This window comes from Neorhizobium vignae, from assembly GCF_000732195.1.
Taxonomy (GTDB): domain Bacteria; phylum Pseudomonadota; class Alphaproteobacteria; order Rhizobiales; family Rhizobiaceae; genus Neorhizobium; species Neorhizobium vignae.
Genome location: NZ_JNNU01000002.1, coordinates 916,681 through 936,015, shown reverse-complemented (window position 1 = coordinate 936,015; position 19,335 = coordinate 916,681). Strand labels below are relative to the sequence as shown.

General features: G+C 61.2%; 16 protein-coding genes. 11 read left to right on the top strand and 5 right to left on the bottom strand.

Annotated features, from left to right (window positions below):
• The first annotated feature begins 44 nt into the window (after window positions 1-44).
• Complete coding sequence (locus GQ59_RS04615; RefSeq protein WP_037078230.1) at window positions 45-1,655, top strand: FAD-dependent oxidoreductase; 1,611 nt, start codon at window positions 45-47, stop codon at window positions 1,653-1,655.
• Here the strand turns inward: GQ59_RS04615 and GQ59_RS04610 are convergent.
• From GQ59_RS04610 to GQ59_RS04600, 3 genes are all read right to left on the bottom strand, one after another.
• Complete coding sequence (locus GQ59_RS04610) at window positions 1,645-2,904, bottom strand: O-antigen ligase family protein (protein WP_037077929.1); 1,260 nt, start codon at window positions 2,902-2,904, stop codon at window positions 1,645-1,647. The two genes, GQ59_RS04615 and GQ59_RS04610, sit on opposite strands and share 11 nt — an antisense overlap.
• A gap of 7 nt (window positions 2,905-2,911) precedes the next feature.
• Window positions 2,912-4,168, bottom strand: coding sequence for a polysaccharide biosynthesis/export family protein (locus tag GQ59_RS04605; protein ID WP_152564207.1), 1,257 nt, complete (start codon window positions 4,166-4,168; stop codon window positions 2,912-2,914).
• Window positions 4,169-4,270: 102 nt separating this feature from the next.
• On the bottom strand, window positions 4,271-4,951 hold the full coding sequence (locus GQ59_RS04600; RefSeq protein ID WP_037077917.1) for a sugar transferase: 681 nt from the start codon (window positions 4,949-4,951) through the stop codon (window positions 4,271-4,273).
• 726 nt (window positions 4,952-5,677) lie between these two features.
• On the opposite strand from GQ59_RS04600, the gene GQ59_RS33290 reads away from it, so the two are divergent.
• Both GQ59_RS33290 and GQ59_RS04590 read left to right on the top strand, forming a co-directional pair.
• On the top strand, window positions 5,678-5,974 hold the full coding sequence (locus GQ59_RS33290) for an exopolysaccharide production repressor protein (protein ID WP_037077914.1): 297 nt from the start codon (window positions 5,678-5,680) through the stop codon (window positions 5,972-5,974).
• A gap of 87 nt (window positions 5,975-6,061) precedes the next feature.
• Window positions 6,062-7,066, top strand: coding sequence for a glycosyltransferase family 2 protein (locus GQ59_RS04590; protein ID WP_037077913.1), 1,005 nt, complete (start codon window positions 6,062-6,064; stop codon window positions 7,064-7,066).
• On the opposite strand, the gene GQ59_RS04585 is transcribed toward GQ59_RS04590, so the two are convergent.
• Both GQ59_RS04585 and GQ59_RS04580 read right to left on the bottom strand, forming a co-directional pair.
• Entirely contained in the window at window positions 7,057-7,998 is a 942-nt protein-coding gene (locus tag GQ59_RS04585; RefSeq protein ID WP_037077912.1) for a polysaccharide pyruvyl transferase family protein, read from the bottom strand. The two genes, GQ59_RS04590 and GQ59_RS04585, sit on opposite strands and share 10 nt — an antisense overlap.
• Before the next feature lie 44 nt (window positions 7,999-8,042).
• Window positions 8,043-9,011: a glycosyltransferase family 2 protein gene (locus GQ59_RS04580; RefSeq protein ID WP_037077910.1), complete on the bottom strand. Its 969-nt coding sequence runs from the start codon at window positions 9,009-9,011 to the stop codon at window positions 8,043-8,045.
• 837 nt (window positions 9,012-9,848) lie between these two features.
• Between GQ59_RS04580 and GQ59_RS04575 the strand changes: the two genes are divergently transcribed.
• The 8 genes from GQ59_RS04575 to GQ59_RS04540 all read left to right on the top strand — a co-directional run bounded on the left by GQ59_RS04575 (window position 9,849) and on the right by GQ59_RS04540 (window position 19,303).
• On the top strand, window positions 9,849-10,976 hold the full coding sequence (locus GQ59_RS04575; protein ID WP_037077909.1) for an acyltransferase family protein: 1,128 nt from the start codon (window positions 9,849-9,851) through the stop codon (window positions 10,974-10,976).
• 23 nt (window positions 10,977-10,999) lie between these two features.
• On the top strand, window positions 11,000-11,797 hold the full coding sequence (gene exoK, locus GQ59_RS04570; protein WP_037077906.1) for an endo-1,3-1,4-beta-glycanase ExoK: 798 nt from the start codon (window positions 11,000-11,002) through the stop codon (window positions 11,795-11,797).
• A gap of 68 nt (window positions 11,798-11,865) precedes the next feature.
• Window positions 11,866-13,026, top strand: coding sequence for a glycosyltransferase (locus tag GQ59_RS32510; RefSeq protein WP_244447903.1), 1,161 nt, complete (start codon window positions 11,866-11,868; stop codon window positions 13,024-13,026).
• 8 nt (window positions 13,027-13,034) lie between these two features.
• Window positions 13,035-14,045: a glycosyltransferase family 2 protein gene (locus GQ59_RS32505; RefSeq protein ID WP_174459604.1), complete on the top strand. Its 1,011-nt coding sequence runs from the start codon at window positions 13,035-13,037 to the stop codon at window positions 14,043-14,045.
• A complete protein-coding gene (locus GQ59_RS04555; RefSeq protein WP_037077883.1) occupies window positions 14,045-14,974 on the top strand; it encodes a glycosyltransferase family 2 protein in 930 nt (309 codons plus the stop codon). Before GQ59_RS32505 ends, GQ59_RS04555 begins: the two co-directional genes overlap by 1 nt.
• Window positions 14,971-15,996, top strand: coding sequence for a glycosyltransferase family 2 protein (locus GQ59_RS04550; RefSeq protein ID WP_084682986.1), 1,026 nt, complete (start codon window positions 14,971-14,973; stop codon window positions 15,994-15,996). Before GQ59_RS04555 ends, GQ59_RS04550 begins: the two co-directional genes overlap by 4 nt.
• Entirely contained in the window at window positions 15,987-16,892 is a 906-nt protein-coding gene (locus GQ59_RS04545) for a UTP--glucose-1-phosphate uridylyltransferase (protein WP_037077881.1), read from the top strand. Before GQ59_RS04550 ends, GQ59_RS04545 begins: the two co-directional genes overlap by 10 nt.
• 74 nt (window positions 16,893-16,966) lie before the next feature.
• Complete coding sequence (locus GQ59_RS04540) at window positions 16,967-19,303, top strand: polysaccharide biosynthesis tyrosine autokinase (protein WP_037077880.1); 2,337 nt, start codon at window positions 16,967-16,969, stop codon at window positions 19,301-19,303.
• Window positions 19,304-19,335 lie beyond the last annotated feature (32 nt).

The following is a 19,335-nucleotide window of genomic DNA, read 5'->3' as shown; positions in this document are numbered from 1 at the left end:
AGCTCTATCTGTTGGTGATGCGGGGTTCTCTCTCAAAGGCATACATGGCTTCAGCAGATTCTGAGACGGAAACGACGGATGTCTGCATCGTCGGCGCAGGCCCCGTCGGGTTGGCGCTCGCTCTGAAGCTGGAGAAACTCGGGCTCACGGTGACCCTGCTCGAAATGGGCGCGGGCGGAGCTACGGAAGATGCCGGTGCCGGCGATATCGAATTCACCAACGACCATCATGCTCCTTCGATGGCGATGTCCCGTCCGGGCATCGGTGGTGCGTCGGCGCTCTGGGGCGGCCGGTGCGTCACTTTCGACGAACTGGATTTCGAGGTGCGGGATCATGTGCCGTTTTCCGGTTGGCCAATTTCCCACGAGAAGCTTCGCCGCCACTATCCGGAAGCGCTGACATTCCTCAACTGCAATGCCGGCGAGCCTGCTTTTGAACCGCTCGGTGTCTCGGATCATGGGATCGACACGAACGCCCTGGAGCGGTGGAGCCGTTTTCCGGATCTTGGGCCGATTTACGCAGAGAGGCTCAAGGCGTCCAGGCGTATTCGCCTCGTGAACGCGACCGTCGCCGGCATCACGCTCGATGCGTCCGGCGCGCGTGTCGAAAGTCTCACGGCCTACAGCGCCGGCCAGGAAAGCCAGATCACGGCAAGAACTTTCGTCCTCGCCGGAGGAGGGCTGGAAAATGCCCGCCTGCTGCTCGCCCTGAGGGAGAGGCAGCCGGAGGCATTGGGCGGCCCCGACGGTCCGCTTGGCCGCTTCTACCAGGGGCACCTCACCGGCTACATTGCCGTGCTGCAATTCGACAAGCCCAGGCTCGCCAGCCACTTCGCCTTCGATATCGACGACGAAAACTATATCTTCCGTCGCAGGCTGCAGGTCACGCCGGCGATCCAGGCGGAGGAGAAGCTCCTCAACTGCGTCTTCTGGATCGACGCGATTTCGATTGCCGATCCCGTGCATGGTTCGGGTGCCCTGTCACTCATCTACCTGTTCCTGAAGATGTTCGGTCTCTATCGCCGCCTCTCGAACGGCCTGGCGCCGACGGCCAGGGGGCCTGAAAATATCGACCGCCGACAGCATTGGCGGAATATCCGCACCGATCGCCGCACCCTGTTCAATCTGTTCGGATCGGTTCTCAACATGTTGGAACGACGCATCGAACCGTGGCGCACGCTCATCAATCCAAAAGGCCGCTATCTGCTTCGCTACCATGCGGAACAGGTGCCCAATCCGGAAAGCCGGGTACACCTGCAACCTCAGGGCCGAGGGGGCACCCAGGCTGGTCTTGTCGTCGACTATCGCGTCACCGAGCAGGACTTGAGTTCAGTCCTGAAATCGCACGAGATACTCGATACGTGGTTACGACGAACCGGGCTCGGAAAACTGGAATATCTGCATGACACCCTCCAGCGGCGGCAGGCGGTGTTGAGCCAGGCATTCGACGGCTATCACCAGATCGGCCTCAGCCGTATGTCCGGGAACCCCGACGATGGCGTGACCGATGCCGATTGCCGCGTCCATGGCATCGACAATCTTTATCTCGCCGGCAGCGGCCTGTTCCCGACGGGAGGTCATGCCAATCCGACATTGCCAGCCGTGGCGCTGGCGTTCCGGCTCGCCGAACACCTTTCCGAAAAGCTCAGGCGATGATGGTCCGCCGGGGCCTGGAGGGGTAGGTCAATGCGTCGGACTTCTGACGAAGGGTAAGCCTGCCGGCGGCGTAGAACATCAGGAACGAGCCGATCTGGTAGGGGAAGAGGACGTCGACCTCCACGAAAGCCCGTATCAGCAACAGAACGCTCAGCGCGCATAACAGCGTCGAGCCGGGATCTCGGTTGCGCCTCAGCATCGCGCTCAGATGGCCGAAGACGTTCGTCAGCATGATCATGCAGAGCAGGGCGAGCCCAACGAGGCCGGTCTCGACCGCCACCTCGATGAACGTGTTGTGGAAATGGAACCCGCTGCGGGCGGTGATGAAGAAGTCGTCCCACAGTCTCTCGGCATCGGCGAAGCCAGGAACCCAGTAGCCCTGATAACCGGTGCCCAGAATCGGGTTCTCGCGTATGGCCTCGATCCCCTGCTGCCAGAGATAGGTCCGTCCCGTCAGCGTCGAATCCTTGCCGAATATGCCGAGGACCGCGTCGACGGCGCCGATCTGGAGCGCTCCGACTATCGCGACCACTCCAATCACCACCAGTCCGGCCACCAGCAGCTTGCGGTGATTGGGGGAAAGATGGGCGACGGGCATATAACCGACGCAAAGCGCCACAACGCCGGCAGTGGTGATGGCGGAGGTCGCCGATTGAGAGGCGAGAAGGCAATAGGCGCTCAGGAGGCCGACGCAGCCCGAGGCGATCAACCAGAGACCTTTCTGCCGCCAGATGAGCAGATAGGATGCCGCGAAGAGAAGGCCGAGCGAGGCGTAGAACCCGAGCTGGTTCTTCGAGGAGAAGGCGCCGACGAAACTGTAGCTGCCGTCGATCGCGTCATAGAGGTAGGTTCCGAACAGCATGGAAAACAGGAGCACGATCGCCGTGCCGACGATCGCGCCGCGGGTCAATGTCAGCACGCTGATCGTGCGCATGGCGACCAGCGCGCAGACCACATGGGTCAGGTATTGTATCGCGGTGCGCAGCGAGATGCCGAAGGCCGGGGACCAGAAGGCGGAAATGAAGCAGAACAGCGCAAACCCGAATATCCAGAGATATCTGAGGTAGTTGCCGAGGGCCTGCCGATAATCGGCGAGCAGCAGCAGGAACCAGACGCCGTAATAAGCGAGGATCGAAATCTGCCCGAACCGGCTCGAATAGGCGAATACGAAGAAGGACAGCGCGACCGCAGCCACGCCGTAGACTTCATTGCGAGCCGGATCGATCAGCGCAGATTTGGCAATCCTCATGCGATCCTCATTGCATTAGGAGCTCGGCGGTGACCTTAACGACGTCGCCGGGCTGAAGCTTGTCGTTTTCGCCGACGACAACCTCTTTCGGCCCCTGACCGTCGTCCCGCACCACCGTGTACTTGATGGTAGCAGACTTGCCCGAAGTGTCGAATTTCAGCGCCTCGGCCGACTGAGCCACGGCCTCCGACATCAGTTCGTGACTGGTGCCGAGCTGCAGACCGAGCTTTTCGAGTTCGGCATCGGTGTTCTGCAGTTCCTGGGCGCGCTGGGCCTCCCAGTCGTTGCGCAGGTTGATCTCATCCTGATTCGCCTTGTTGATATCCTGCTTGGCGCGAAGGGTGGAAGTGTCGATATCGAGCAGGTTGCCTTCGATGGTCGCAGCTCTTTCTTCGGCGGTGATGCGCCGGCTGGATGTCGCAAGTCCCTGTTCGGTCAGCTTCGCCATCTTTTCGCGATCCTCGCTAACGAGCTGCAGCTGCCGCTTCTGGGTCTCGGCCTTCTGGCTGAGCGACTGGACCTCGTTTTCGAGCAGCGAGCGCAGGTCGGTCAGCGCCTTCAGCTGAAGTTCGTACCGGTCGCGCCGCGATTTCATCAGCGACGCCTCGCTGGCGATCAGTTTTTCGGCGTTGCTGACGTCCTTGAGTTCCGGGGGGACTTTCAGGTCGGTGGCGCCGGCGACTTCCGCCAGCAGCCGGGCACGGCGGGCGAGAAGACGGCCGCGCTCGGAATCGTAGACGGAGGCGTCGCCGCGGGCATTGATGAAATCGCGGGCGAAACGTTGGCCTGAATCGGATCGGAGAAGGCCGCCGGCGAGGCTGATGGCCTTCAGCACGGTGAGGTTGGGAGTAAAGGGATATTCGCCCGGCGTATGTACGTCGCCGGCCAGGAAAACCGGGCGGAACTGTGCGATTTCCACTGAAGCCGACGGCAGGTTGCGCAAGGCGAATTTGCCGCGCAACTCCTCGCCGATGGTTTTCGCCACCTCGCTCGCCGTCTTGCCGGCCGCCGGGAGGTCGCCGATGAAGGGAAGGGAGAGCGATCCGGTCGGCCCGATGGTATAGTCGCCGCTCACCGCATCCCAGTTGCGGATCGTGCCGTCGGCCGGCTGCCATTCCGCGACGCGGATGCGCAGCTTGTCCATCACGCCGAGGCGATAGCCAGCCTCTTCCGCAGTCGCGCTACCGGCCAGGGCGACTGTGATCGCACCGGCCAGAAAACATAAAGCACGAAGGCCCCTCACGGAGGCGGTTTGTGTCTGCATGGATTTTTCCTTCAAAAGGCGCGGAACCAGGTCCGCGCTCGAAGCCCGCCAAAATCGCCGATCCCGTCAAGGGGCCGACGCTTCAGCAGAGGCAACGGATGATCAGTAACTGCCGCGCGCCATGCAGACGGCGGGGATCGTTTTCACGATGATGGCGACATCACCGATAAGCGACCAGTTCTGGACATAATGGGTATCGAACGCGATACGGCTGTCATAGGAAACGTCATTGCGGCCGCTGATCTGCCAAAGCCCGGTGAGGCCCGGGCGTGTGCTCAGGTAGTAGGCTGCAAAGCTGTCGTAGAGGTTCAGTTCCTCGTCGACCACAGGGCGAGGGCCGACAACGCTCATTTCACCCCGCAGAATGTTGAGAAGCTGCGGAAGCTCGTCGAGGCTGAGCTTGCGCAGCACGGTGCCGACAACCGTCACGCGGGGGTCGGCCTTGAGTTTGCGCGTCGCTCGCCATTCCTCCGCGGCTTGCGGGTTGGCTTTCAGGTGGTTTCGCAGGACTTCGTCGCCATTCACGGCCATCGTGCGGAACTTGAGGCATTTGAAGGTTCGGCCGTTATGGCCGATCCGGGGATGGCCATAGAGAATAGGGCCATGGTCTGTAAACTTCACCAACGCCGCGATCATCAGGAAGATCGGACTGAACAGGATAAGGGCTAGAACGGCGGCGGTGATATCGAAGCTGCGTTTTACCAAGCCCCCAGTTGGGAGAGTCATGCGGGCTTGGTCTGACGTTGAGAACGGCGAACCTGCCGAACGTGTCGCTGACTTCATAGAGTGAACTCCACTTAGGTTTTGCGATAGTCGGTGCCATTACGGCGCGTCATTGAGCGTTAATGTGATAATAAATCTGTGTTCGCAATTTGATGAAGATCAAACTTTTCCGCCAACCCCTCGGGCAGGGGGCGGAGGGCGATTCCCCACCCGCGATTGGGCGGAAACAACTTGGGAGATATACGCGGGAAGTACAGTCAATACTGTAGAAGGCGTGTAAAATTGGCCACGTAGCGAATATTCGCATCTTGGTCCAAACTTATCCCTGCGCTCTCTCCTGTCGGTCGCCTAGTCATAAAACGCGCAGCTTCTTGGCGAGGGGGACCAAAGTAGCTTGCACCTGGGACCAAAGGCCCACTCCTGTTGCGTCGCAATACAATGCTGCAGCGCAACAATGGTTGGCGGGTTCGCGTGAGCTTTGTAACAAAAGTTGATCGGGTTTGACGTGGGTTGAGAGAACCGGCGGCGGAATTCGTTCCAACCTGGTGCAATCCGGGCAAAAATATGGCAAAATCGAGGCGGGAGGCTTGTGGTCGAGAGATAGAGATCGATCCATTGCCTGCAGTATTTATGGGGAACCTCGACGACCTTACGAAAGTTTCACCAATAGCTGGCACTATCGGGATCGGAAAACTTGAATCCTCTTCGCCAGACTCATATGGTTGATCTATCGGGAGAGGAGCCTGAAAGCCAAGAGCAGAACATTTATGTTCGGGAGGAAGGATCATGTACGCGCCGCGCGTCTTTATCAGCATGACAGGGACTCTGCTCGTGTTCGCGGTGGCTGCGTACTTTATCACGGGGTCGCTCTATACGGCATTTATGCAGACCTTGATCTGTGCCGTCCTGATCCAGGCGGGATATTTCGTCGCCATCCTCTATCTGGTGCGCCGTGAAAGGCAGTTGCGGGATTCAGGCGTAACTTCGGATTCCGCTGCGACGCCCAAAAGCTCTAAGGACGGCAGCCGGCGTGACGGGTTGCGTACCGATCCCGCTCCGCACCTCCCGGCCGGCGATACCTGAACGAAATCGCGCTTTTTTCTGCCAGTTTCACACGAGGGCCATTTTCCTGGGCCCATAGTTGCGTCGCGATGCAACATGGAGTGGGCTATGGCGGAAAACGCTTCTCAGACGATCTGCGTCATCATCGCGGTCAAGAATGCCGTGGAAACGATTGGAATCGCGATCCAATCCGCCTTGAACGAGGCTCGGGTCAGCGAGGTCGTGGTGGTCGATGACGGCTCGACCGACGGCACCGCCGATGTCGCGCGCAAGGCCGACGACAAGTCGGGACGGCTCACCGTTGTTTCGTTCGAAAAGAATCGCGGCCCCTCAGCTGCCCGCAATCATGCGATTGCCATATCGAGCGCGCCGCTGATCGGCATCCTCGATGCCGACGACTTCTTTTTCCCCGGCCGCTTCGCGCCGATGCTGGAGGAGGAGGACTGGGACCTCATCGCCGACAATATCGCCTTCATCTACGAACCGAGCGAGCCCGTCCGTCCAGAACGGTTCGAGACCCGGGCGCGGACCATGTCGCTTGTCGAATTCGTGGAAGGAAACATCTCCAGGCGCGGTGTCAAACGCGGCGAGACCGGCTTCCTGAAGCCTGTGATGAGCCGGGCGTTCCTCGACGCCCACGGCCTCCGCTACGACGAGAACATGCGTTTCGGCGAGGATTACGACTTCTACGCCCGGGCGCTCGCCAAGGGCGCGCGCTACAAGGTGATCGAGCATTGCGGCTACGGCGCCATCGTGCGCCAGGATTCGCTGAGCAGCCGGCATCATACCGACGACCTGCGCAAATTCTACGAGGCGGACGACGCGCTCCTGGCAGACCCGGCGCTCAGCAAAGAGGAAAGGGCGGTAATCGTCCGGCATCGCGACCATACGCGCGACCGATACGAGTTGCGCGCGTTCCTCGACATCAAGTCGCAGGCGGGGAATGGCGCGGCCATCCGGCACCTGCTCTCCCGCCCACAGGTCCTGCCGGCCGTTGCGACGGGCATCTTCCTCGACAAGCTCGATCTCCTGCGCGCCGGGTCGTCCAAGCCGCAGGCACAGCCGGTCGGCATGCGCTATCTTCTGCCCGGCATACCTGCCGCTCAAAAATAGTCGCGGCGTATCCCTTCCAGCATCGTCCGGAAGCTTTCCTTGCGCTCGTTCAGAACCTCGACGGGGCTGAGCCGCGGTTCCGCGCGGCTTGCCTGCCAGAGCGCAAGCACCGACGGAGCTGCAAGCAACTGCTTCGCCATGCCGCGAAGGCCGGTCCGCGAGGGCGTCCGGGTAATGACCTCGCCGCTGTGCGGCTCCGACGCCGCCTCATGGGCGGGTTGCTGACCGTCGAAGCTGAAGCCCCAGAAGCGCGAACGCTTGGCCACCGCTTCTGCGCGGGTGGAGACTGGCACGTAGCGAGGTTGGTAAACCGTCCCCACCGATGCAGCCCAGTCGTTCCATTTGAAATTGTTGATGGAACGGGAGCTGCTGACGGCCACCCACGGCACCCGGAAGGCATCCGCGAGGATCGCACCGTGCATGGATTCGGCGATGATCAGCTCCGACTGGGCGATGTGGCGGATGACCGATTTCGCCTCGCCGCGCGGATCGAGATAGGTGAGGCCGACGGGCTCGCAGACGGCGTTCCACATGCCGAATTCCGCGGATTCCCAATGTGGAATGAAGGTCTTCTTGTGAATTTTCGGCAGGTTCTGGAATTCCGGCATGTCGGCGATCATCACTGCCGGGTCGGTGATCGCCTTGTCGGGTGAAATGCCGAGCTTGGCCGCCGTCATTGGTCCGCGGACCGCCCGCACGTCCCATCCCGCCGCGTCAGTTACATCAGGCGGCGTGCCATAACCGTAACCGCTGCCGATGACCAGCTTCTTCTGGCCAGCAGGCAGCAGGACCGGATTGAGTACGGTGCCGACGCCGACCAGCAGGATCTCGGGGTGGACGTCCCGAAAACCGGGAAGCAACGCATCCCAGAGCCAGAGATTGAGGTCGTCGCCGAAATTGCCGTGATGTGATTCCCAGTAGTACGCTTTCATGCGGGCCTCCGTGGGATGATGGAATTAAAAGGAAACACAGGCATTTAGCGTGCGTTGCGGCCGAGCTTGCCGGCCCCGAGTTCGAATGCTGCCCGGATCAGCGCGGGATCGCGCATCACCCACCGGGCGAGCAGGCCGAGGTCCGGCGCCTGGCGGCGTTTCACCCGTCCGGCCTGGCTCCAGAGGGCCTGCCGCCGGGCCGTGTTCTTGTAGGATGCGATCGAGGCGACGTCACTGGGGCGCGAACGGAAACGCTCCTCCAGCGTATCGAGCGCCACCCAGGTGTTGAACTGCTGTCGCAGGAACTGCGGGGAGCGATTGTCGATGCTGTGGAAGATGTTGAGACCCATACCGCGAACCGCACCCTCCTCGTCGCAGAGCAGGGTTCGCTTCGATTTCAGGATGCAGTCGACGAAGAACAGTACGTCTTCGGCCGCCAGCCGTAGCGAGGGTTCGAAACGGACCGTTTCGAAGACCGGCCGGGCGATGACCATGCAAGAGAGATGCAGGAAACTCCAGTTCTTCAGCATGACGCTTGCGAGATCCGGCATTTCGATCAGGAGCGGGCTTTCAGAAAGCCGCGTACCGCCTTCCGTCTGTTCGAGTTCGGCCATGCCGAAGTGGTAGTAGAACTCGGCGCTTGCCTGCATCGAGGCCCAGTAGCACTCGGCATCGAAGCGGGTCATGCTCTCAAACGCATTCTTCAGATGATCCGGCAGCCAGACGTCGTCCGAATCGAGAAGCGCCGCGTAACGAGTGGCAGCGTGGATGTTGTCGAGGCCGGTATTGCGTGCCGCACCCGGCCCGCCGTTCTGCTGGCGGATTACCCGGATACGGGATCTCCAAGCATCTTCAGTGCCTTGAAGCTCCATATCTGCGGAGAGGGGCGACTCGTCGTCGACGATGATTATATCGAAGTCCTGATAGCTCTGATCGAAAATCGATTTCAGTGCGCGGCGGAGAATGCCGGCTTCTTTTTGGAAAAATGGGATAACAACCGTGAACGTCGCCATGTTTTGCCCCTGCCTTTTCAAAGAATTACAAGCCTCAGACGTTTGTCGGGCCCCGGGTTGCCGGCAGTGCGCTGCCGTATCGAATGACCTCCCGTAACAGGATTTGATCATATGGCGACCGCCAGGACGATCACACTGGCGTCGGCCGAACGCGTTATCAAAGACCGTTACATTCAGGCTGAAATTTGTCACGGACTGCAATCTGGCAAGACTGCGGGCCTGAGAAGACCTCGGATCGGTCCCCGGGGCACTACGCTGGCGCTGTTTTCGCGATGATCTGCCGATGGCCCTGGGCATCTTCATAGCGCAGTTAACGAACCGTTAGCTGGAGGCGGTAAGCGGCGGTACAGCCGGGGGGCAAACCCGTCAATTGCTGCTTATTCGCTGATTGAACGCGCTGTTTGCAAAATATTTTCGATGCCGCCCGCCGCCGCGGATCGGGACGACGAAGCCGGCGGGGCCTTCATCCGATTATGTCCCAGATTTGCCCAGATTTTGCCACATTCAAAGTCCGCTTCAGGGCGTGGAGGTACATGGATACGAAAGGTTTAGCCGTTTCGGCCTATTGCAAAAATATTTTTTTGTGCTTTTGCGGTGCAGCATTGGGAGCCCTGAAGTAGGCTCTGAACCCTTGAAAACCATAAGTCCCCGAAGCCGTATCCGACGCCGGGGCGGATGCTTCTTCGCGCCCCGGTATTTACGCGCAGGTTGCTTTTTTGCTGCGCTGCCACATTTTGTGCCAAACTCGGCCTGATCCTTTTTGCGTGACTGCGGGCTCAAGTCTGCTCTGATTGAAATGGTGGTGACGGGAGGCACTGCCCAAAAAGGGTGACTCGTTTGACTCTCGATCCAAACATATCCTCCCGTATCAATCTGATGCGTATCCTGCTGATCTCCGGCATACTTTTCGTCCACGTGCCGCACGATCCCGCGACCAGCCCCTTCCTGGGGCTGAATGGTCTGTTCGATTGGTTCAGGGTTTTCCTCGGGGATAGCCTTTTCCGTATCGGCGTGCCGTGCCTCAGCGCGATTTCCGGCTACCTGCTGTTCCAGCGTGGCTGGGAGGCGTTCGACTATGCCAAGACGCTTCGCTCCAAGGCAAGGACTGTCCTGGTGCCTTTTCTATTATGGAACCTCGGTCTGCTTGCAGCCGTGCTCGTCGTCCAGCCCATGGGAATCGGGTTTGGGTATTTCCCTGATCTCTGGAACCTTTCGACGCGGGATTTCTTGAGCAATGCACTGGCCACGGAAGGGTTGCCGATCAATATTCCTCTCTACTTTCTTCGCGACCTGATCGTCTGCATCATCCTGTCGCCGATCCTTGCCATGTCGGTGCGGCGCTTTCCGGCGGTGACGCTTGGCGTGCTGTTCCTGCTGGCGATCACGCCCGCGTTGATGCTCGGCATCGTCCTGAAGAAATCGATCCTGTTCAGCTTCACCCTCGGCATCTTCCTGGCGCTCAACCGGGTGGATCTCAAGGTTGCGGACCGGTATGCGGTGCTGGGTACGGCTGCGATGCTTGCCGCTGCCGTGCTGCTGTCCATCGGCCTCTACTGGACCGGCCCGGATTTCCCCTGGCCTCTCGACATGGCGCGCAGTGCGCTTTCGATTGTCGGCGCCGGCGGCTTCTGGCTGATGTCGGCGATCGTCATCCGTTCCTGGGTCGGCCAGCGGCTTGCAGCCACCGGAAGCCTGAGCTTCTGGATGTTCTGCGCCCACTACCCGCTGCTCGTCGTGATGTGGATGGTGTGGAACCGGGTGGCAGGGGATGCCCTTTATCCCGTCTTCTATGCGGCCGCGGTCGGCGGAAGCTTCCTCATTCTTCTTGTCAGCAATCGTCTCTTCTCGCGCAGAATGCGCGGTCTGTACGAGGTGTTGACGGGCAGCCGCGGTCGCAAGGCCAAGCTTTCGGCGGCCGCCAAGTCCCACTCACCCGCCAGGCAAACCATCCCGGCGAACCCTTAATGACGCAACAGCATAGGTGAAACATGACGGCCAAGGCCAGACAGATTCAACTAACCTGCCAGGTTATCATCGCTGCCGCGGTGTCTGGACTCCTCTCTCCCGCAGCATACGCCCAACAGGGTGCTGCGGGTCAGTCCTTCGTGGAGAACTTCGATAGCCTCGATCGTTCCATCTGGTACGTCTCGGACGGCTGGAACAACGGCAAGCACCAGAACTGCACCTGGTCGAAGAAGCAGGTGAAGGTCGAGGGCGGCGCGCTGCAGCTCAGCTTCACCGGAGACAAGACCGGCGATCGCGACTTCGCATGCGGTGAAATCCAGACCAGGGCGCGCTTTGGGTATGGGACCTACGAGGTGCGCATGAAATCCGCGACGGGCTCAGGGCTCAATTCGGCGTTCTTCACCTATATCGGCCCGACCGACAAGAAACCGCATGACGAGATCGACTTCGAAGTGCTCGGCAAGAATACCGGCCAGGTCCAGCTCAATCAGTATGTTTCCGCGAAGGGCAACAACGAGAAGCTCGTGCCGGTCGCGGGCGGCGCGGACCAGGGCTTCAACGACTATGCCTTCATCTGGGAGGAGAGCCGCCTCCGCTACTTCGTGAACGGCAAGCTCGTCCATGAAGTGACGGACAAGACGAAGATCCCGCAAAACCCCCAGAAGATCTTTCTCAGCCTATGGGGAACCGACACGCTCAAACAGTGGATGGGCGCATTCTCCTACACCCAGCCGACCTCGATGACCGTGGACCGGATCTCCTTTACCGCGATCGGCGAGAAATGCCGCTTTCCTGAATCCGTGCTCTGCACGCTCGGCTGAACCGCCCGGGCGGCTCGACAATGGAGTTGGACGATTTGACATTGAACGTTCTCTATCTCGCGCATGACATGGCCGACGCGGCCATACGGCGGCGGGTGCTGACCTTGAAGGCCGGCGGTGCGGCCGTCACCGTCGCGGGCTTCGAGCGCGGCTCGAACGTGCTTGCCGACGAGCGGGATGTGACGACCGTTTCACTCGGGCAGACCGCGGACGGGCGGTTTGCGCAGCGTATCGGAGCAGTTCTTGCCGCCCGCATGAGGCTCAAGCGGACCCTGGCTGATATCGCCGTCCCCGACGTCATCATCGCCCGTAATCTGGAGACGCTGGCGCTTGCCGGACGCGCCGCGTCCATGTTCAGCCGCCAGGTTCCCGTCGTCTACGAATGCCTCGATATTCACCGCCTGCTTCTCGACGAGGGAATGAAGGGCCGCCTGATGCGCCAGGCGCAGCTGTTTTTCGGCCGCGGCGCCAGCCTGCTGATCACCAGCTCCCCGGCTTTCGTGGAAAATTTCTTCAAGCCGCGTTCCGGCCTCGACCTGCCGGTTCTGCTTCTGGAAAACAAGGTGCTTGCCCTCGATCCGGAACTGGTTTCCGGGCCGCTCCAGCCCCGCCCCCCAGAGCCGGGGAGGCCCTGGCGGATCGGCTGGTTTGGCGCGATCCGCTGCCGCAAGTCGCTCGATATGCTGATCGACTTCGCGGCCCGCATGGACGGAAAGGTCGAGATCGTGTTGCGCGGCCGCCCGGCTTACAGCGAGTTCGACGATTTCGATGCGAAAGTTGCTGCCGCCCCGCATGTCGAGTTCCACGGTGCCTACCGCAATCCCGAGGATCTTTCTGCGATCTATGGCGACGTGCAGTTCACCTGGGCGATCGATTTCTTCGAGGAAGGGCTGAATTCCAGCTGGCTGCTGCCGAACCGGCTCTATGAAGGCGGGCTGCACGGCGCGGTTCCGATCGCGCTGGCAGGCACCGAGACCGGCCGCTTCATCGGCAAGCGCGGCATCGGCCTGGTGCGCAATCAGGTGACGGCAGAAACCCTCGAAGCGCTGTTCAACGAGATGACGGACGCGCGTTACCTTGACCTTTTTTCCCGGCTTGCCGCCGTGGAGCGCAGCCAGTGGGTGACCGGGCCGGCGGATTGCCGCGCGCTTGTCTCGCGGCTCGCGGCCTTACATCCCAACGTTTCGTCGCCGGCAGACCTGCCGGCCGTTTCGACCGTGCAAACGTGAGGTGGAGTATGGTTTCGCGTTCTCACTCCAATGCCCAGATGTCCGATATCCGGACGCTTCTGGTGATCCCGTGCCTCAACGAAGCGGCGACGATCGCGCCGCTGTTGCACAAGCTGAATGATCAGCGCGGCGACATGGACATGCTGATCGTCGTTGCCGACGGCGGCAGCCAGGATGGCACGCCGGAGATCGTCCAGAGCCTCATCCCGGAGATCCGGGACGTCGTCTTGCTCGACAATCCCAAGCGCATCCAGAGCGCTGGCATCAACCTCGCCGTCGATCGGTTCGGCGAGGGCCGGGACTTTCTCATCCGCATCGATGCGCATGGGGACTACCCGGAAGACTACTGCCGCACGCTTCTGCAGGAGGCGATCGACATGGATGCCGATTCCGTGGTGGTCGGCATGGAGACGGTCGGCTTCGGCGCTTTCCAGAAGGCGACCGCGGTGGCGCAGAATTCCAAGCTCGGAAACGGCGGATCGAAACATCGCGCCGGTGGTGGCGGCGAATGGGTCGATCACGGCCACCATGCGCTGATGCGGATCGAAGCCTTCCGGGCGGTCGGCGGATATGACGATAGCTTCAGCCATAACGAGGACGCCGAGCTGGATTTCCGGCTGCGCGCCGATGCCTTCCGCATCTGGATGACCGCTAAGACCTACATGACCTATTATCCGCGTTCGAGTGCTCCGGCGCTGTTCCGGCAATATCTCGCCTATGGCCGCGGCCGGGCGAGGAACCTGATCAAACATCGCTCGATCCCGAAGCTCAGGCAGGCGATCCCGCTCGCGGTGGCGCCCGTCGTTGTCGGGGCGTTGCTTGCGCTTCTCTATTGGTGGGCGGCCATACCGATGGTCATCTGGGCCGCCGCCTGCATCGGCTACGGTTTCTGGCTGGCCGTGGGTCAGAACAACCCCTACGGCCCGCTCGCCTCGCTCTCGGCGATGATCATGCATTTCGCCTGGTCGGCCGGCTTCTGGCTGGAACTGATCAGCATCCGACGACGGAGGATCGCTTGATGGCGGCAGAGGAAAGGCCGTTCCGCATCGATATCGGTATCTGCACCTACCGACGCCCGGAACTCGTGGAGACGCTGATCTCGCTCTTCGAGATTGCCGTCCCGGCGGGCGCGGAACTGCGCCTGATCGTTGCCGACAACGATGCGAGCCCGAGCGCAAGCGGGCTGGTGGATGGTTTGCGGGAGCGTTCGCCGTTCCCGATCCGCTATGTCCATTGCCCGAAGTCGAACATCTCGATTGCCCGCAATGCCTGCCTCGCCGAAAGCGATGCGGACTACCTCGCCTTCATCGACGACGACGAGACGGCGGAGCCGGAATGGCTGGTCGGGCTCGTATCGACGGCGAGACTGACCGGAGCCGATACGGTTCTCGGGCCGGTGAGGGCAGTCTATGGAACCCAAAGCGCCGACTGGATGCGCAAGGGCGATTTTCATTCGACCATGCCCGTCTGGGTCGGCGGGCAGATCAGAACGGGTTATACCTGCAATACCCTTCTCCACATGCGTTCGCCGGTCGTTGCGGGCCGCAGGTTCGCGCTCTCGCTCGGCCAGAGCGGCGGCGAGGATACGCATTTCTTCACCGCCTTGACGGATGCGGGCGGGCGGATCGAATTTGCATCGGATGCAATGGTCGAGGAACTGGTTCCTGAAAACCGGGCAAGCTTTTCCTGGCTCGCCAAGCGCAGGTTCCGTTCCGGGCAGACGCATGGGCGCATCCTTGCGACAAAGAATTCCGGCCTCGGCCGGATCAAGCAGACCGCGCTTGCTGCGCTGAAGCTCGGTTACTGCCTGGCAGTGACGGCGGCAACCATTCCCTCGCCGGTCACCCGTGCGCGCTACGCTCTTCGTGCGGCACTCCATGCCGGCGCGGTCACGGGCACGCTCGGCATCCGCGAGATCCGCCAATACGGAGCCGCCGAAGCCACATGACGATGCACGATATGCAGGCCCCGGATTTCCAGCCCGACGTGAGCTTTGTAATTGCGGCTTACAATGCCGAGGAGACGCTCGCGCGTGCCATCGACAGTGCGCTTGCGCAGATGGGCGTAACGCTGGAAGTGATCGTCGTCGACGATTGCTCGACGGACCGGACGCGGGCAATCGCCCAAGGCTATTCCGATCAACGGGTCAGGCTGATCGCCCAGGCGGTGAACGGCGGGCCGGCTGCGGCCCGAAACGCCGGACTTGCTGCGGCGAGGGGCCGTTGGGTCGCCATTCTCGATTCCGACGACACGGTTTATCCCGTCAGGCTGTTGACCATGCTGAAGCGGGCCGAGGATGCGCAGGCACAGATCGTCGTCGACAATCTCGACGTCATCCCGTTCGACCACGGGGAGCCCCATGCGATGTTTTCCAAAGAGGCGCTCAGGCAGCGGTCGATGCTGACGCTTGCCGATTTCATCGGCTCGAACGTGATTTTCCAATCGACCTTCAACTTCGGTTACATGAAGCCGATCTTCGACCGCGCGTTTCTCGTTGAGCACGGGCTGCGTTTCGACGAGGCGCTGCGGGTGGGCGAGGACTATCTGCTGCTTGCTTCTGCTCTGGCGAGCGGTGCGCGGTGCGCGATCGTGCCCGAGATCGGATATGTCTATCACCTGCGCCAGGACTCGATCTCGCGCGTCCTGGAGCAGAGCCATCTGGACGCGATGCTCGCCTCCGACCGCGTTTTTCTCTCCCGCTACAAGCTGGATGCCAAAGCCTCGGCTGCCCAGCGCAGGCGCACCCGCAGCATCCTCGAAGCGGGTTCATTTCTCACGCTCGTCGACGAAATCAAGAAGGGTTCCGTCGGCGGCTTCCTGAAAACGGCAATCGAGAACCCACGTGCGCTCCGACTTCTGCGCATGCCGATCGCCGTTCGCATGCGTCGACTGGTGAAACGGCCGACGTCAACTGAAAATCCGATCAATAGGGCGGGGGCGCCCTCAGAAAGGACGAAGGAATGGACATGAAAAGACCAGTTCGAAAGGCGGTGATACCCGTCGCAGGCAATGGCACTCGGTTCCTGCCGGCCACCAAGGCCATGCCGAAGGAAATGTTGACGATCGTCGATCGACCCGTCGTTCAATATGCGGTCGACGAAGCCATGCAGGCGGGAATCGAGAACATCATTTTCGTGACCAGTCGCAACAAAACCGCGATCGAGGACTATTTCGACAGCGCGCCGGAGCTCGTCGCGACGCTGACCCGCTCGGGCAAGACGGTCCAGGTTACCCAGCTCGAAAAGATGCTGCCGGTTGCCGGCACCGTCAGCTATACGCGCCAGCAGGTGCCGCTCGGCCTTGGCCATGCGGTCTGGTGCGCCCGCGAACTGGTCGGTAACGAACCGTTCGCGCTGCTTCTGCCCGACATGGTTTCCTACGGTCCGCAGGGCTGCATGGCCGGACTGATGGAGCTTTATGAAGAAGTCGGCGGCAATGTCTTTGCGGTCGAGGAATGTGCGCCGGAAGAGACGTCGAGTTATGGTATCGTAGGTGTCGGCCACAGCGTATCGCATGGTTTCGAGGTGACGGAGATGGTCGAAAAACCGAAACCTGCCGAGGCACCGTCCAATTATTACCTGAATGGGCGTTATATTCTGCAGCCGGAAATCTTCGAATTGCTTGCCCGGCAGGAACGCGGCGCCGGCAACGAAATTCAGCTGACGGACAGCATGCACAAGCTTGCGCAGGTCCAGCCGTTCCATGCGCATCCCTATCAGGGACGCACATTTGACTGCGGCAGCAAGCGCGGCTTTATCGAAGCAAATGTCGCTTTCGCAATGCTGCGTCAGGATATGGGGGCCGAGATTTACGCCTCCATCAAGCAACTGATGATGTCGCACGAAACGCGGGTCAAAGCCGCCTGACGCGTATTCAAGTCATACGAGACGGATGGCGGCAATCCGCCATCCGTCCCCCAAAGCTCCAGAAAGCGGGTCCTATGGATCAGGTAAACTTCCGACCGAGAACGATATTCCCGAGCGAAACGCGGGATAACGACACGTTCATCGATCTCGATAAGCTCTGGGCGGCTGCGATCCGCCGTTCGGGCATCGTCGTCGTCTGCCTCATCGCCACCGTTGCCCTTGCCGGGCTCTACCTGGTGATGGCGCAGCCGATCTACACCGCCCTGACGCAGATCCTCATCGACGAGAACCTTTCCCGTTATGCTGACGACCCGCAGGACAGCCAGACGGCCCAACAGATCGACAACCGCATGTCGAGCGCAGTCGAGATCCTCAAATCCAAGGCATTGGCGGTGAGGGTGGTAGACAAGGCCAAGCTCGATCAGAACGAGACGGTCGTCAATCCGCCGCAGTCGCCGGTCGATCTCGCCAAGGGCGCCGTCCGCAGCATCGTCGCGCTTCTGACACCCGGCGGCCCGCCGTCTTCCGAGGAGAATATCCGGATGGGCCGCCGCGAAAAGGCGGCGGCCGTCCTGCAGCAATCGCTGACCGTGGAGCGTGTCGGCCGCAGCTCGGTGATCGCACTGTCCGTTCGTTCGCCGGATCCGCAGCTTGCCGCGATGATCACGCGGACCTATGCGGAATCCTACCTCACCGAACAGCTCAACGCCAATTTCGATGCGACGGAGCGGGCTTCGCTCTGGCTGCAGGAGCGCCTGAACGATCTCAACACCCGCTCGCAGCAGGCCTCGCTTGCCGTTGAGCAATTCAAGACCCAGCACGGTCTGGTTTCGCCGCGCGGCGAACTCCTCTCGACCCAGCAGCTGTCGGATCTCAACAGCCAGCTGATCGTGGCGCAGGCCGATGCAGCAACCGCTTCGGCACGCTATAGTCAATATCAGGCGATCATCGACAAGGGGCCTGACGCAGCCGTTCAGAATGCCGTCATTTCGGCTCGCGATACCGACAACACGGTCATTCAGGACCTCCGGAAGCGTTACATCAACATTTCCGACCGCGAGCAGGGCATCATCCAGCAATTCGGCGCCAACCATCCCCAGGCGGTCGCGCTCAAGGCGGAAAAGAGCGAACTCGCGCAGCAGATTTACCGCGAGTTGCAGCAATTGACCGGCAGCTTCCGCAACATATTCGAAGTGGCGAGTTCGCGCGAAAAATCGCTGCGTGAGAGTATCGACCGGGTTGCGGGCCGCAATTCGGAAGCGAATGTCTCGATGGTCCAGCTGCGCGAACTGGAGCAGAAGGCGGCGGCGCTGAAGACGCTCTACGAATCCTATCTTGGGCGCTTCGAGGAAGCGACGCAGCGGCAATCCTTCCCGATCGCCAAGGCCCGCGTGATCTCCGACGCCGGTCTGCCGACGGCCCCCTCCAGCCCGCGCAAGACGCTGACCATGGCGCTTTCCATCGTGCTCGGCCTGCTGATCGGCGGTGCGGCGGCGACGCTCCTGGAATTCCGCGAGCGGTTCTTCCGGACGGGCGACGATGTGCAGGAGAAACTGGGCCTTCGCTTCCTCGGCTACCTGCCGATGGTCAGCGGCGCCAGTGCGGAGGAAACGCCGCCGCCGGCAACAACCGAAGCCGAAGCGGCGGGAGCACCTCCCGGCAACCCGATCTCGTTCCGGCGATTGATGCGGGTGGCGGTCGAGGCGCCGCGGTCCCAGTTTGCCGAGACGCTGCGTAATGCCAAGCTTGCATGCGATATCATGCTGCAGGATCGGAAGTGCCGGGTGATCGGCGTGGTCTCCTGCCTGCCGGGCGAAGGGAAATCCATGGTCGCGGCCAATTTCGCCGGGCTGATCGCCTCGACGGGCGTTCGCACGCTGGTGATCGACGCCGACCTGCGCAATCCGGGTCTCAGCCGCATGCTGGCCTCGGAGCCGGAAGTCGGGCTGGTCGAAGTGGTGCTCCAGCAGACGCCATGGACCAATGCCGCACGTGTCGACCGCCGGTCGCGCCTGACGATTCTGCCGATGACGACGCGCAGCAAGCAGCTCGCCCATACGAGCGAACTCCTCGCTTCTTCGGGCATGAGCCATTTCCTCGAAAGCATCAAGGATACGTTCGACGTCATCGTCGTCGATCTGGCCCCGCTCCTGCCGGTAATCGATGCCAAGGCCTTCGAGCCCTATGTCGACGGTTTCGTCTTCGTCACCGAGTGGGGCGTGACCCCTGCGAAGGCGGTGCAGTCGATCATCCGGTCCGAACCGCAGATCGCTTCGAAAACGGTGGGCGTGATCCTCAACAAGACGGAAATGTCGGAGTTGCATCGCTATGCCGATCCGGGCTCGCCGGAGCGGCTGCACAGCAGCTACGTCTCATATTACAAGGAAGGCTCCGCCTCGGCGCCTCGCTGACCTGTGATCCAGAGGGGCGGTTTTACCGCCCC